The organism is Dermabacter hominis NBRC 106157, assembly GCF_001570785.1.
Taxonomy (GTDB): Bacteria; Actinomycetota; Actinomycetes; order Actinomycetales; family Dermabacteraceae; genus Dermabacter; species Dermabacter hominis.
Genome location: NZ_BCSI01000001.1, coordinates 448,301 through 462,298 on the forward strand (window position 1 = coordinate 448,301; position 13,998 = coordinate 462,298).

At 65.2% G+C, this 13,998-nt stretch carries 12 protein-coding genes; 5 read left to right on the forward strand and 7 right to left on the reverse strand.

Translation table 11 applies throughout. From position 1 onward, the window contains the following. Positions 1–172 precede the first annotated feature (172 nt). Both DEHOM01_RS02025 and DEHOM01_RS02030 read right to left on the reverse strand, forming a co-directional pair. Complete coding sequence (locus DEHOM01_RS02025) at positions 173–2,020, reverse strand: ABC transporter ATP-binding protein (protein WP_061211249.1); 1,848 nt, start codon at positions 2,018–2,020, stop codon at positions 173–175. Further along, positions 2,017–3,780 carry an ABC transporter transmembrane domain-containing protein gene (locus DEHOM01_RS02030; protein WP_245630633.1) on the reverse strand — a complete coding sequence of 588 codons (1,764 nt, stop codon included), beginning with the start codon at positions 3,778–3,780 and terminating at the stop codon, positions 2,017–2,019. Before DEHOM01_RS02030 ends, DEHOM01_RS02025 begins: the two co-directional genes overlap by 4 nt. Positions 3,781–3,904: 124 nt before the next feature. On the opposite strand from DEHOM01_RS02030, the gene DEHOM01_RS02035 reads away from it, so the two are divergent. Genes DEHOM01_RS02035 through DEHOM01_RS02055 form a run of 5 tightly spaced genes read left to right on the forward strand, consistent with a single transcriptional unit; the run spans position 3,905 to position 7,549 of the window. Further along, positions 3,905–4,525, forward strand: coding sequence for a mycothiol-dependent nitroreductase Rv2466c family protein (locus tag DEHOM01_RS02035; RefSeq protein ID WP_061211250.1), 621 nt, complete (start codon positions 3,905–3,907; stop codon positions 4,523–4,525). A gap of 42 nt (positions 4,526–4,567) precedes the next feature. Continuing rightward, complete coding sequence (locus tag DEHOM01_RS02040; RefSeq protein ID WP_061211251.1) at positions 4,568–5,032, forward strand: ribose-5-phosphate isomerase; 465 nt, start codon at positions 4,568–4,570, stop codon at positions 5,030–5,032. A 17-nt stretch (positions 5,033–5,049) separates the two neighbouring features. Beyond that, positions 5,050–6,057 carry an Fpg/Nei family DNA glycosylase gene (locus DEHOM01_RS02045; protein ID WP_061211252.1) on the forward strand — a complete coding sequence of 336 codons (1,008 nt, stop codon included), beginning with the start codon at positions 5,050–5,052 and terminating at the stop codon, positions 6,055–6,057. A 1-nt stretch (position 6,058) separates the two neighbouring features. After that, the gene (locus tag DEHOM01_RS02050) at positions 6,059–6,559 is read left to right on the forward strand and encodes a GNAT family N-acetyltransferase (protein ID WP_061211253.1); all 501 of its coding nucleotides are present in this window, start codon (positions 6,059–6,061) and stop codon (positions 6,557–6,559) included. 21 nt (positions 6,560–6,580) lie between these two features. Continuing rightward, positions 6,581–7,549 carry an isoaspartyl peptidase/L-asparaginase family protein gene (locus tag DEHOM01_RS02055; RefSeq protein WP_061211254.1) on the forward strand — a complete coding sequence of 323 codons (969 nt, stop codon included), beginning with the start codon at positions 6,581–6,583 and terminating at the stop codon, positions 7,547–7,549. 104 nt (positions 7,550–7,653) lie between these two features. Here DEHOM01_RS02055 and DEHOM01_RS02060 read toward each other — a convergent pair whose 3' ends face one another. The 5 genes from DEHOM01_RS02060 to DEHOM01_RS02080 all read right to left on the reverse strand — a co-directional run bounded on the left by DEHOM01_RS02060 (position 7,654) and on the right by DEHOM01_RS02080 (position 13,996). Beyond that, positions 7,654–9,234, reverse strand: coding sequence for a glycoside hydrolase family 10-like protein (locus DEHOM01_RS02060; RefSeq protein ID WP_061211255.1), 1,581 nt, complete (start codon positions 9,232–9,234; stop codon positions 7,654–7,656). Positions 9,235–9,363: 129 nt separating this feature from the next. After that, a complete protein-coding gene (locus tag DEHOM01_RS02065) occupies positions 9,364–10,275 on the reverse strand; it encodes a MurR/RpiR family transcriptional regulator (RefSeq protein ID WP_061211256.1) in 912 nt (303 codons plus the stop codon). A 10-nt stretch (positions 10,276–10,285) separates the two neighbouring features. Further along, complete coding sequence (locus DEHOM01_RS02070) at positions 10,286–11,284, reverse strand: N-acetylmuramic acid 6-phosphate etherase (protein WP_061211257.1); 999 nt, start codon at positions 11,282–11,284, stop codon at positions 10,286–10,288. After that, complete coding sequence (locus DEHOM01_RS02075; RefSeq protein WP_061211258.1) at positions 11,277–12,500, reverse strand: anhydro-N-acetylmuramic acid kinase; 1,224 nt, start codon at positions 12,498–12,500, stop codon at positions 11,277–11,279. Before DEHOM01_RS02075 ends, DEHOM01_RS02070 begins: the two co-directional genes overlap by 8 nt. Then, positions 12,497–13,996: a glycoside hydrolase family 3 N-terminal domain-containing protein gene (locus DEHOM01_RS02080; RefSeq protein WP_061211259.1), complete on the reverse strand. Its 1,500-nt coding sequence runs from the start codon at positions 13,994–13,996 to the stop codon at positions 12,497–12,499. The genes DEHOM01_RS02075 and DEHOM01_RS02080 overlap by 4 nt, the downstream gene beginning before the upstream one ends. Between the last annotated feature and the right edge of the window lie 2 nt (positions 13,997–13,998).

Sequence of the window (13,998 nt, forward strand, 5' to 3'; positions counted from 1 at the left end):
CGACGGGCCGATTCCGCGAAGTCACGTGGTTTCCGGGAGGGGAACGAGTATGCCCCGAGCCTACCGGAGTGCGGGCGACTTACGCGAGTGCCGTGCTTCACGGTGCGTCAAAGAACGCCAGAAGCCGACGATGAGGTGGAGGGTGGTCGCAGCCTTGAAATGTGGTGCGTCCTTAGCGTGACCAGGCGCTCCACAGCTCGGCGTACCGTCCGTCGAGCGCCACGAGTTCGTCGTGGCTTCCCGATTCCACGACCTTGCCATCGTCCATGACAAAAATCCGGTCGGCTTCCTTCGCCTGAGAGAGGCGGTGCGCGACGATGACCGTCGTGCGCCCGCGCGCGACCTCGAGGGCCGCACGTTCGAGCACTCGCGCGCCTGAACTGCCTTCATCGGCCGTCGCCTCATCCATGATGAGGATCGCCGGGTCTTGAAGCACGATGCGTGCGAGCGCGAGCTGTTGGCCCTGTTCGGCGCTGAGTTTCGCGCCTTTCTCCCCGACCTCGGTATCGAGACCTTTGGGGAGGAGTCGTGCCCATTCCTCCGCGCCGACGCGCGCGAGGGCGCTCCACAGCTCGTCATCGCTTGCTTCGTCGATCGCAAGGCTCAGATCCTCACGGAGCGTTCCGTGGAACACGTGCACGTCCTGCGACACGATTGACGCGTGCGAGCGCACGGCTTCGAGGTTGGCGTGTGCGAGATCGGCGCCGCCGTGGAACACGCGACCCCAGCGCGGGGTGAGCGTTCCCGCAAGGATCGACGCGAGGGTCGATTTGCCCGCACCGGATGCTCCAACGAGTGCGACCGTCTCGCCTTCCGGAATCGTCAGGTCGATCGGCGCGAGCACAATGCGACCGCTATCGCTATAGGCGTGCGAGACGCCTTCGATTCGAATCGACCCATCCACGGGTGTTTCCTCTCCAGGCGAAGCGGCGGGGTCGATCGAGGTGATGACCCCCACCATGCGCGTAAGGCTCGCCGCGGCCGACTGCACGTCGTCGAGCGAGAAAATAAGGGACTGCAACGGCCAAAAGAGCGTCACAATGTAGATGCACGCCGAGGCCACGAGCCCCACCGGCATGAGCCCTGCCTGAACGGTCGCGTACCCGATGAGCAGCACAAGAATGACGGCGAGGGTTTCGGGGATCATCATGATCCACACGACTTGCACGATGAGGCGGAAGATCCTCAGCACGAGCGCGTAGGCGGCGGCGCTCAGCGAGCCAACGTGCCGCGTCTCGCGCTCTTCGATGCCGTAGGCGTGCACGGTCGGCGCACCATTGATCGCCGCGAGCAGTCCCTGTGCGCGGGCGCCTTTCGCGATGCGTTCGACGCGGTAGATGCGGTTCGTGCGCGGAAGGTAAAAGCGCAGTGCCCATATATAAAAGGGAATGATCGCGACAACCAGAATGAGCAGCCACGGGCTGATCACGACGAGCGCGATGAACGTCACCGTGATCTGGAAGATCACCGTGACGAGCCACGGCACGATGTTGTTGACGGCCTTTGCGGTGACGTCGACGTCGTCGGCGACTCTCGAGAGTGCGTCGCCGATGCCCGCCTGCTCCATCGTTTGCGTGGGTAGATCGAGGGCGCGGTCGATGACGTCCTCGCGCATTCCCGCAAGGAGGCGCTGGCCGAGTCCCGAGATGAGGGCGCGTGAAAGAGCCGAGGCGAGCGCTTGTACGGCGCCCGCTGCGACGATCATCCCGGCGATGGTCCAGAGCGCCTGAGTAGTTCCTCCGGACGTGACCACGTCTACCGCACGCCCCATGAAGTACGGGCCGAGCGCACCTGCAAGCGCGGCCATGATGGTTGCCGCAAGCATTCCGAGGGCGAGAGGAGTGAAGTCGCGAAGCCGGCCGAGTACGAATCGGCCGGTCTCACCGAAGGATGCGATCGGGAGTAGCTCGGCGTGCCGTGAAAGCTGGCGCGCAACGTCGCCCTCGGCCTCCATCGACGCAATCAGGTCGCGTTCTGCCTCGCTCGCGCTATTTGCCGTACGAGTGGCGTTTTCGCTCATCGTTGCACCACCTTCCGGTATGCCTCGGCGTGCATGAGCTCGTGGTGGGGGCCTTCGGCGCTTACCTCGCCGCCTCGCACGAAGAGCACGCGGTCGGCCTGATCGAGAAACGCCGGAGCCTTCGCGATGAGCACCGTGATGCGGTCCTCGATCTTGCGCGCCTCGCGCACCCCTTGGGCGATTTTGTGTTCCGTCACGGCGTCGACCGCGGTCGTCGGGTCGTTGAGCACAAGCACGGGAACATCCGCCGCGAGTGCGCGTGCGAGAGCCAGGCGCTGGCGCTGGCCACCAGAGAGGTTCGCGCCGCGGTCAAGGATGCGCGTGTCGAGCCCCTCGGGCAGGATCCTCAAAAGATCATCTGCGCCTGCGGATTCGAGAGCCGCGTGCGCCCAGGTATCGGGATCGTTCGTTGTGTCGGGTGAAGCGCCTGGAGCGGGGCGCTTTGTGTCGAGTTGCTCGCGCAGCGTGCCATCGAAAAGGTCAACGGAGTGTGGCTCGATGAGGAGGGCTTCGCGGGGCACGTCGAGGCAGGAGAGTTCTGCGAGGGCGAGGCGGGCGTCGGAAGCGGATTCGGGAACGAGTGCGACGATCTGAGAATCGCGCACGGTGCCGAGAAGAGGGGTGGAGATCTCCCCGAGGCCCGGAAGACGTGGGGGAGCAGTGGGCTCCCTGCGTGCCGAAAGGGCCTCGGGCGAGCCGGCCCTGACGAGAGAATTGAGCGCGGGCTCGGTGATGCTTCGCCCCATTTCGCTCAGGAGGTGGCGGATGCGGCGCGCCGAGGTCGAGAAGCTCGCCCACCACACGGGAACGCCCGCGAGCCCCGCCATCATGCCCGAAAGATTGCGCACGAGACCCGCAATCGAGATGAACACGCCTACCGACATCGCGCCCTCGAGCGTGAGCGTACCCGAGGCGACGACGACCGCGGCAATCATGAGCGAGGAGGTGAACAGCATGAGGCCGTCGGAAAGGCCCGAGAAACGCGCGTTCGTGAGGGCAGCGTCGAGTGCGATGCGTGAGCGCGCCCGGTAAGTCGAGCGCGCGCGGGTTTGCACCCCCAGCCCCTGAAGTACGCGAAGGCCGTGCACGAGATCCGTTGCGGTCGAAGCGGCGTCGGCAGCGCGTGACTGCTGGTTGTCGTACTTTTCGGAGAGAATCGGCGTGACGACTCGCAAGATCGCCACCTGCAGGGCGAGGCTCGCAAAAACGATGAGCCCCACGAGGGGATTCATGACCGTGAGCCACACACCTGCCCCCACGACGGCGATCGACGCGGGCACGGCCCACGTCATCATGTCGAAGACATCGGGAGCGCGATCAGCATCCGAGGTCGCGATTGAAAGGATTTCCCCTGCGGGGCGATCGATCTGTCGGGACGCGGGGTCGAGGGCAGCCGCGGTGACGGCGAGGCGCAGATTGTGCTGCTCGCGCGCTCGGATCTCCATGATCGGTTCGAAAAATCGCGCCCAGCACCAGTTGGAGAGAAGCAGGAGTCCTGCGAGACCCGCGGCACCGCCCGCGGTGAGCCAAAGATTGGCTTTAAAGATGCCGTGGTCGATCACGAGGCCGATCCCGATGGGGATGAACATATTGATCGCTTCGCTCGCCATCGCGAGCACCATGAACCACGTGAGCGGGCGCGCATTGCGGCGCACCATCGCGCGCATCACCGAGCGCTCACGAAGTTCGGTTCGGCTGAGGTGAGCCTCCGAAGCGTGGCGCTTTTTCCGCGTGCGCGCGGGTGCGTTTGTGGTGCTCATGGGCGTTTCGCTCATCCGTTTAAGTCAACGAAGAAACGCGAGGTTCCGCAATCGGTTCTCGGAAAACGGACGGTGGCGTCTGACACAATGGGCCGGTATTGATCCGCTACGAAAGGAGTGCCGCGTGACCACCGCGAATCGCGAAGTCCTTCTCTACATCGACCCTACGTGCCCGTACGCGTGGGTGACGAGCCGCTGGCTGCTCAACGCCGTGAAGGAGCGGCCGCAGTTCACCCCGCGTTTTTCCATCATGTCGCTGTATGTGCTCAACGAGGGCCGCGATCTCGACCCGAACTACCGTGCCCTCATTGACCAGACCCTGAGCCCCGCACACCTCTTCATGGCCGTGCAGCGCGAATGCGGCCAAGAGGCGTTCTCGAAGCTCTACACCGCGTGGGGCGAGCGCTTCCACGTGCAGGACCGCAAGGATGACTACCTCGAGGTTGCACGCGAATCGCTCGAGGAAGCCGGAATCGATGCCTCGTACCTCGAGCACTGGGAAGGCCGCACCTACGAGGGTGAGCTGCGAGAGGAACAAGCGAAGGTGCAGAAGATGGTGGGCGACGACGTGGGGACGCCCGTGATCTCCTTTGGTTCCGGAACCGCCTATTTCGGCCCCGTGCTCGCCCGTGCGCCTCGCGGGGAGGAAGCCGGTTCGCTTCTCGACGGCCTCGCGTCGATGGCGACCGTGCGCGGTTTTGCCGAGCTCAAGAGAGCTCGAACCGGTGAACTCGACTTCTCCTGATGCCCTCAACGCCTCAATCGATCACACAAGAAAGGGCCGCTCATGCGCTTGCATATCGCCACTGACCACGCCGGCTTCGACCTCAAGAACCGGCTCATCTCCGTCTTCGAGGGTAAGGGACACGAGGTGATCGACCACGGCGCGTTCGAGGTGGATCCACTCGACGACTACCCGCCGTTTTGTTCGGACTGCGGTGAGGCGGTCGTCGCGGATCCCGGAAGCCTTGGAATCGTGATCGGTGGCTCCGGAAACGGGGAGCAGATCGCCGCGAACAAGGTTCAGGGCGTGCGTGCGGCACTCGTGTGGAATGAAGCGACCGCGAAGCTCGCGCGTGAACACAACGACGCGAACGTGATCGCGGTCGGTGCGCGCCAACACAGCGAGGAGGAGCTCATCGCCCTTATCGAGACGTTCGTGAACGAACCGTTCTCCGGCGACGAGCGTCACGTGCGACGCATCGGCAAGATCGCCGAATACGAGAAGACTGGCACGTACCGGGAGCGCTAACGAAAGGGCGGTGAGCGATGCCCGAGGGGCATACGATTCACCGGCTCGCACGCGCGATGAACGCCGCATTCGGAAATACCCGGGTGCGGCTTTCGTCGCCGCAGGGCCGGTTTGAGGCGGGAGCCGCGGAACTCGACGGCTGGGTCATGGCGCGAGCCGAGGCGGCGGGCAAGCACCTCTTCATGGGCTTCGCTCCGCACGAGGACACCGAACCGCTTCGGTTCATCCATATTCACTTGGGGCTGTACGGCTCGTGGACATTCGCGGGCAGTGAGCGCTTCCATCAGGTGCGCGCGATCGGTGCGCCCCGCAAGGGGCTTGAGGTGGCGTCCGACGGCTCCTGGGCTTCGATTGTGCCCGGGGTCAACGTCAGACTCCGCATTCGCGGAGCAGAGGGGCTTGCTGACCTGACCGGTCCCAACCAGTGCCGCGTGATCGACGAGGCCGAGCGGGAAGCGGTGCTCGAACGTCTCGGGCCTGACCCGCTGCGCTCGGACGCCGATCCGCGTGAGTTCGTGCGGCGCATCAAGAAATCACGCCAGAGCATCGGTCAGCTCCTCATGGACCAGCGCGTATGCGCGGGCATCGGCAACATCTACCGCGCCGAACTGCTGTTTCGCGCGCGGCTCGACCCTTACGTGCCCGGCAACGAACTCACGACACCGCTGATCGAGGCGCTGTGGGAGGATCTCGTGCCTCTCATGGCGTACGGCGAGCGGACGGGCCGCATCGTCACGACGCAGCCCGAGCATCGGAAGATTCACCGCGAGCTCAACGAACGCACGGTTCCCGTGTACCAAAACGGGGATGATGACCCCGCGAGTGTTCCTCGCGAGGAGTCGTTTTACGTGTATCACCGTCAGGGGTTCCCGTGCCGCCTGTGCGAGGCGAGCATTCGCGATGCCGACCTTGCCGGGCGCGCCCTGTACTGGTGTCCCCGCTGCCAAAGGCGCCGCGTTCGCAAGGCCGGGTGGACGGACCTGAACAGTGCAGCCGGCTGGGCGTACACTCCGGAGGGTGAATGAGATGACCCCACACCCCAAGTTTGATCTGCGCGTGCTCGCCGAAAGGCCCGACGGTTCCACCCTCAAGGCGTCGCACCTCAGCTTCATGGAGCCCGAGATCGTGTACTCGCTGTGCATGCTCCGCCAGGACGTGTTCATCATTGAGCAGGGCGTATCGAGCGAGCAAGAGCTCGACGGGCTCGACCGCGAGGATTCCACCATCACCGTGTGGTGGGAAAAAGACGGCGATGTGATCGGGACGATCCGCGTGTTCCCCGGTGAGGGATGCATGAGAATCGGTCGCCTCGCGTGCGCCAAGAGTGCCCGCCGTGGCGGTTATGGCGGCGACCTCATGGCCGCGGCAATCGACCTGTGCAAGGAGCGCGAGAGCACCCAGAAGATCGTTATCCACGGACAGTCCTACCTCAAAGACTGGTACGAATCGCTCGGATACGTGACCGTGAGCGACGAGTTCTACGAAGCTGGGATCGCGCATTACACGATGGAGTACCACCACCCGTAAGTGTTTCGAGGAGGAGCGACGATGAACACGAGCGTGTCTGCCGCGCGCGCAGCCGGCGAGGAGAACGTCCAGCCACCAGCCACCCTTACGCTTCACCGGGCGAGCGCCGAGCCGTGGGCACTTGCGATCCACGGTGGTGCCGGCGGTCGCATTCTCGAGCTCGGTGAACAGGCCGATTACGAGAGCGGTTTGCGCGAGGCACACGCGGCCGGTGAAGCGGTACTGTCGGGCGGCGGAAGCGCCCTCGAGGCGTGCTGCGCTGCTGTGCAATCGCTCGAGGAGAACCCGCTGTTCAACGCGGGTCGTGGTGCGGCGCTCGCGAAAGACGGCCGTGCCGAACTCGACGCCTCGATCATGGACGGGGCTAGCGGTCTTGCCGGGGCCGTTCTCGCGAGTCAGCACGCCAAGAGCCCCGTGCGTGCGGCGCGCGCCGTCATGGAACGCACCGATCACGTCATGATCGTCGATCCGCCAGCGCAGCTCGTGCGTGAGTGGAGCCTCGAGGTCGCAAACCCCGAGTGGTTCGTCACCGAGCGGCGCCTCGCACAGCTGCGACGGCTGCTCGACAAGAGTGAGAGCGGCCCGAGGCACGGCACCGTCGGAGCCGTGGCCCTTGATGCGAACGGCCACCTCGCCGCCGCAACCTCGACGGGAGGAATCAGCGCCCAGGATGTGGGTCGCATCGGGGACACCCCCGTGATCGGGGCGGGCACATACGCGCGCGATGGACTCGCGGCACTGTCATGCACGGGGGAGGGCGAGGCCTTCCTCCGCGGCGTTGTGGCTTACGACGTTGCTGCACGCATGAGGTATGCGGGCTGCGACCTTCCCTCTGCTGTTGCGGCCACCATCGAGGAGACCCTCACCGAAAAGGGCTCGAGCGGAGGCCTCATCGCAGTGCTGCCCACCGGGGAATTGGTCATCGCTCATAACTCGCCCATGATGTTTTCGGCGTACCGCGACGGGGCCGAGGTGCGCGTCCACCTCTAGCGAACAATCGCGCCCTTCGTCGCACGCCCCAAACGGTGAGGGTGCAGAAAACGAAGCGATGTGCCCGTTTTCTGCACCCTCATCCAGATGCATAGATGCCCCGGTCAGCGTGCGCGGGTTGGCTTCGAGGGATCAGACTCGTTCCACAGACGATCGAGCGCCGTCACGATGATCCAGTCACCGCCCGCGACCCCCTCAACGTGAACGCTCTGGCGCACGACTTGCGCATCGGCGCGTACACACGCGAGAAGGTTGCGGCCATCTGCGAGTTCGGCGGGATCAAATCGCGCACCCGAGACCCGGTAGATCGCGAAACTCGTCGCCTCAGAATGAGGGTGGCGATTGAACTCGACCACGGCATTACCGCGCGAGCAACGCACCTTGAGGCCTTTTGGCGTGCGCGGCGCGGCTCCTCCCATGTGAGCGATGACAGGCACGATCGCGGGATGGGCGTAGTGGCGGCGAACGACCTCGCCCATCGCACCGTCTCGCTCATCACGCACTGACTTCGCCGAGAAGTACACATCGCCCTCGACACGCGGGTAGTCGCGATTGAAGTCGAGGTGGCGTGCCATCTCTTCCGGATCCTCGATTGCGCCCGAGGCCTGCTTGTACATCGCTTGGCCAATGTAGAGTGCGACATCGGTGCCCTCGACGACATCGTTCCACCAGGGAACGAGTGCCGCGTAGTCGGCGACCTCAAGCCCGATCGGCCAGTAGATCTGCGGATTGATGTAGTCGACGAGGCCATCCTTGACCCACGCGCGCGAATCCGCGCAAATGATCTCGTAGCTCTCCGACCCGCTCGTCGCAGACCCGGCGGGATCGCTCGTGTTGTTGCGCCAAATACCGAACGGGCTAATACCGAACTTCACCCACGGCTTGCACGAGCGGATCCTCTCTCGCATCTCGCGGATAAAGATCGTGATGTTCTCGCGACGCCAATCATCAAGCGACGACGTGCCATCCGAGTAGCGCTCATAGGTCGCCTGGTCCGGGTAGTCCTTACCTTCAACCTTGTACGGATAGAAGTAGTCGTCGAAGTGGACCGCATCGATGTCGTAATGCTCAACCGAATGCATGATCGCGCGCAGCGAGTGCTCTCGAACCTCAGGGATACCCGGATCGAAATAGGTCTTCGTCCCGTACGCCCACGCCCACCCCTCGTTCACGAGCGCGGGGTGGTCGGGGACGAGGTGATCGACGGATTCGGTCATCGACACCCGGAACGGGTTGTACCACGCGTGGAATTCGAGGTTGCGCTTGTGGGCCTCCTCGATCTGGAATGCGAGGGGGTCAAACCCCGGGTCCTTGCCCTGTTCGCCCGTGAGGAACTGCGACCACGGTTCATACGGCGAGGGCCAGAAGGCATCGGCAGCAGGGCGGATCTGAGAAATCACCGCGTTGAGGTTGAGCTCCTTCGCCAGATCAAGCCACGCGATGAATTCCGCTTTGGATTCCTCGACGCTGAGGCCGGTGCGACTCGGGTAGTCAATATTGTCGGTGGAGGCGATCCACATCGCGCGAAACTCGCGTGCGCGTGGGGCCACTGCTGCGTCGGAGGCGCTCGCCTCCTGCGGTGAAGGCGACGCGACGGCCGGGACCGCACCGATCGCGGCGACGAAGGCGCCCGCGCTGGCGGCGCCGGAAAGCGTGACGAATGAACGACGTGAAAGGTTAGTCATAGGGTCTCCTCGTTGAGAATCTCGTGAGCATGACGAAAAACGACCTAATGTCCCCGTCAAGAGCCCCGTCCCTGACAATGCAGAGGTTTTGCACCCTGGGCGGAGGGCCTGGAACGTCGGTGGAGTAGGTTATCGCCTCCTTGCCGAGACCGCGGAATACGTGCGTGCGAGCGCCTCGTGAGCCTCGTCCATGCGCATTTGTGCGATGGCGACAAAGAGAAAATCTACGACGGTAAGCTGCGCAATCCTTGAAGCCGTCGCTCCCGAGCGCAGCTCCGACTCGTGGGCGTGAGTCAGCAACGTGATATCGGCAAGGCGGGCGATCTCACTCGACGGTGCATTCGTAATCGCGATCGTGGCTGCGCCCGCATCCTGCGCAATCGCGAGCGAATCAAGAATGTCGAGCGTTTCGCCGGAGTGCGAAATACCGACTGCGACGTCACCGTCGCCCATGAGCGACGCCGCAGGCAAGGCCTGGTGCGCATCCACGTAGCTCGTGGCGCGCATACCGATGCGGGCGAGTTTTTGTTCGAGGTCCATCGCCGCAAACGCCGAAGCTCCCACACCGAACGTCACCACCTGGCGGGCTCTCGTGCACAACGTCCGCGCACGCTCGAGTTCGCTTACGCTCACGGCATCGGCGGTATCGGCAACCGCGCGCGAATCGGCAAACGCCACCTTCTTGACGACCGCTTCGAGAGAGTCCTGCGGGTCGATGTCGGCGGCAAGCGCGCTCGCGGCACGCTCGTCGCCACCCGCGATGGTTGTCGCGCGCCCGCGCGAAAACGCCAGGTCCTCACGGAACGCGGCCCTCAACTCCCTAAAGCCGCTGAAACCGAGGCTCGTGGCGAGCCGCACGATGCTCGCGGGCGACGTGCGAGAGGCCGCGGCAATCTCAGCAATGGGTCGAGAGAGGGCCTCGTCGGGGTGATTCAAGAGGTAGCGGCTCGCGCGCGCGAGGGTGCGCGACTCGCTCTTGGCGGCATCCTCGAGAGCATCGAGGACTCGTGCCGGTGGGCGCTGGGAGTCTTCGCCTGTCATGGTGGGGTGCCTATCGTTCCTCGGCGGCCGTCGGAGAGCTCACGCGGGCGCGCAAGGCTTCGCTTGCCGAACGAATCCCCGAGGCGTCCCCCGGGCGCTTAGCAGAAGGCGGGAACTGCGCGAGAACCTCGAGGGCCTCCGGAGCGTGCTCAAGCGAGGCTCCAGCGAGGAGGAGCACGAGGGCGGCGCGCAGGTTGTTCCCGGTCGCGCCGAGCGCAGCGCGCGCGTCGTCTTCATTCGCGCCCGTTGCTTCGCGCACGATGCGCACCGTGCGTGCCACGAGCTTCTCATTCGTCGCGCGAACATCGATCATGAGGTTCTCGAAGGTCTTGCCGAGACGCACCATCACCGACGTCGACAGGGCGTTGAGGAGCACCTTTTGCGCGGTCGCAGCTTTCATCCGGGTCGACCCCGTGACAACCTCGGGACCAGTGTTCACGAGAAGCGGCACATCGGCAAGCGCCGCGAGCGGTGCGTTCGGGTTGGCACTCACGAGCGCCGTGGCGAGTCCGCGCTCGCGGGCAGCCGCAAGCGCGCCCTTCACGTACGGGGTTCGGCCACTCGCGGCAAGCCCCACGATGACGTCGTGCGCGCCCGCGTGGTCCGCAACCACACTCGCGCCAAGCTCTTCGCTATCTTCGGCGCCCTCGACAGCTTTCATCATTGCCCCATCGCCGCCGGCCAGATGCGCGACGAACATATCGGAGCCTGCGTTGTAGGTGGGAAGGAGCTCGACCGCATCGAGAACACCGAGACGACCCGAGGTCCCTGCTCCCACGTAGTGCACGCGGCCCCCGATCGTGAGGGCGTCCACGCACAGGTCGGTCAAGCGCGCGATCTCGTGGGTCAGTGCTTGCACGGCCGCGACGACCGTGGCATCTTCCGCGAGGATGCGCGAGACAACCTGCTCGGATGCGAGCGTATCGATGTCGCGCGAGCGGGGATTGCGCTCTTCGGTAGGCGAATGCACTTGGACAAGCGGCGTGAGCGGGCCATGTGAATCAGTCACGGGAATCCTCCACGAGAAGTTGGCGGGGTGCGGTTGTCGAAAGCGGGACGGTGCGCAGGGCGTGCGGCGGGGTGAGTTGACCGAGGACAGCGGGCTCTGCGGCACCCGTGGCATCGATCAGCGCACCGGGCAAGCCGTGCGCAGAGTAGTAGCCGATGAGGGCCATGAGGAACGCTTCTTTGATGTCGGGGTCGAGGCCGCCAAGCGGTCCCGTAGTCACCGTACATGCAGGAAGGAGGGCTTCGATGCGGGCCATGAGGGTCGGGTTGTGGGCGCCGCCGCCGGTCACGTGAAGGCGCGTGCGAGGCTCGTGCCCCACTTCGGCCTTGAGCGCATCAGCGAGTGCACGGGCAGTGAGTTCCGTGAGCGTCGCGAGCAGGTTCTCAGCGCTAAGCGCGTTCAGGTCGATGCCCGCTTCGCGTGCGCGAGCATCGAGCCACGCCGGCGAAAAATACTCCCTGCCCGTGGACTTCGGAAAGGGAAGTGCGAAGTAAGGGTCGGCGAGCAGCGCTGAAAGAAGGGTGTCGTCCACACGTCCGGCGGCGGCTCGGGCACCATCCGTATCGCACGCCGTTCCCGTGCGAAGGGCGGCGGCCGCGTCGATGAGCCCGTTACCGGGGCCCGTGTCGCCCGCACGCACGAGCGGGGGAGCGGTTGGTCCGACGGCTGCCGGGGTGCACAGCGTCGCATTGGCTATCCCACCGATGTTCACCGCGCATCCGCCATCGGGGCCGAGCAGGAGTTGGTCGAGGAGAGGGGCGAGTGGCGCGCCGGTCCCGCCACGGGCGATGTCGGCGCTGCGCACGGTGCTCAGCGCCGCAATCCCGGTTGCGGCGTGGATACGGGAGGCGTCTCCAATGGCGAGGGTTGCGAGGGTGCGCCCGCCCTCGACGTTGTGAAAGAGCGTTTGCCCGGGCGAGACGACAAGATCGAGTGGTGTGTCGGATCCGCGTTCGCGGGCATCGTCGCGCACGCTTGTGACGACGCCAGCGAGGAACTCGCCAACGTGCGCATCGAGCAGTGTGAGCTCTGCGAGCGAGGGAACACTCGCGCTGGTCACGGCCTCGAGGACGCGGCTGCGAAGGGCGTCGGGCCACGGGTGCTCACCCGAGCTCTTCACGCGTGCGTGAAGCACGTCGCCGTCGCGGGAGAAATCGACGAGGGCGAAATCCGCCGAATCAACCGACGTGCCCGTCATGAGACCGAGGATCCTCATCGCACGACCTCTCCCAGAGCGAGATCGGCTGCGGCGTTCATGACGCCCCGACTCGCACCATAGGTGAGAAGAACGGCTGCGGGCGATGAGAGTGTGTGGGGGAGCGGTGCCGTTTCCGGAACACCCGTGTGAAGGACGAGCAGGCGCGAGCCCAACTCGTGTGCATTCGCGGCGGCCTGATCGAGACGAGCCGTTTCCGCGTCACTCGCCGAGCCAAGCCGCGTGAGCACGAACGTCACCTGCGGGCTTTCGTAGCCCGGCGGCGGGTCTGCGGGCAGAAGGCGAATGCCTCGATGCTCGAGTACCGGCGCGAGGAAGGTGCGCCCCTTACCCGCAGCGTAATCGTGCGCGAAACGCGCATCGACGATGGCTGCGGTCGAAACGTGGCCCGCGACAGGCGACGACTCGAGTGCCCACCGCACCGCACGTCGAGAGGCACGCTCGCCAACTGCCTCGAGATGAGCCTCCGCACTCTCGAGAGCCTCTACGGTGCACGCAGACACACGTGGGCGCCTCTCGAGGGTTGTGCGCACGCGCTCGGCGCGCGAGCGCAGCTCACCGCGATCAAGCCGACCCGAACGAAGAGCCTCAGCGATCGCGTCGTGGGCCTCGACAAGCATGTTCTCGCCATCACGGCGGATCGACGTCCCAAGACACAGCAGGTGCGCACCTGCCTCAAGCGCCCGCACGGCTGCCTCCGCGTAGCCCACCGATTCGGTAATCGCCCCCATGTCGAGAGCATCGGTGACGACGAGCGCATCGGGATTGGTCTGCGCAGCGAGAGAATACGACCACGGGGCAATCGTTGCGGGCCCATCACCGAGCGACGGCACACACACGTGGCCCGTCATGAGGGCATCGGGCGCGCTGCCGAGCTCGCGGAAGGCCGCGACATGCTGGGCGAGGGCGTCCTCGCGCGACAGGGCGACCGTCGGAACCCCCAGGTGCGAATCCACCGCAGTGTCCCCGTGCCCGGGAAAATGCTTCGCGCAGCTCAGCACTCCCGCGCGCGAAAGCCCCTCGCACACCGCCCGCGCATGCCGCGCGACCAGCCCCGGCGACGTGCCGAAACTGCGGGCACCGATCACGGGATTTGCAGGGTTCGTGTTGACGTCTGCGACGGGGGCGAAGTTCATGCGTACGCCAATCGCGGCAAGCACCCGTCCGATGGCCTCGCCGTATTCGCGCGAAAGCTCGGGATCGTTGATGTCGCCGAAACCACGGGCTGCTGGAAACGCGCCGCCGCGCGCCGCATAGAGCCGGGTGACGTCGCCGCCCTCCTCGTCGATCGTGACGATCGGCTCTGTGCAACTCGCCTCGCGCACCTGGGTGATGAGCCTTTGGGCCTCGCGCGTATTCGGCGTGTTGTACCCGAACAGGCACACACCGCCGAGTCCGGCCTCGAGCGCCTTCGCGAGCCATTCAGGGACGTCCGTGCCGGGAAAAGACGCGAGAAGCGGGGCGAGAGCATCGGCATCAAAACGAGACTGAGACATGG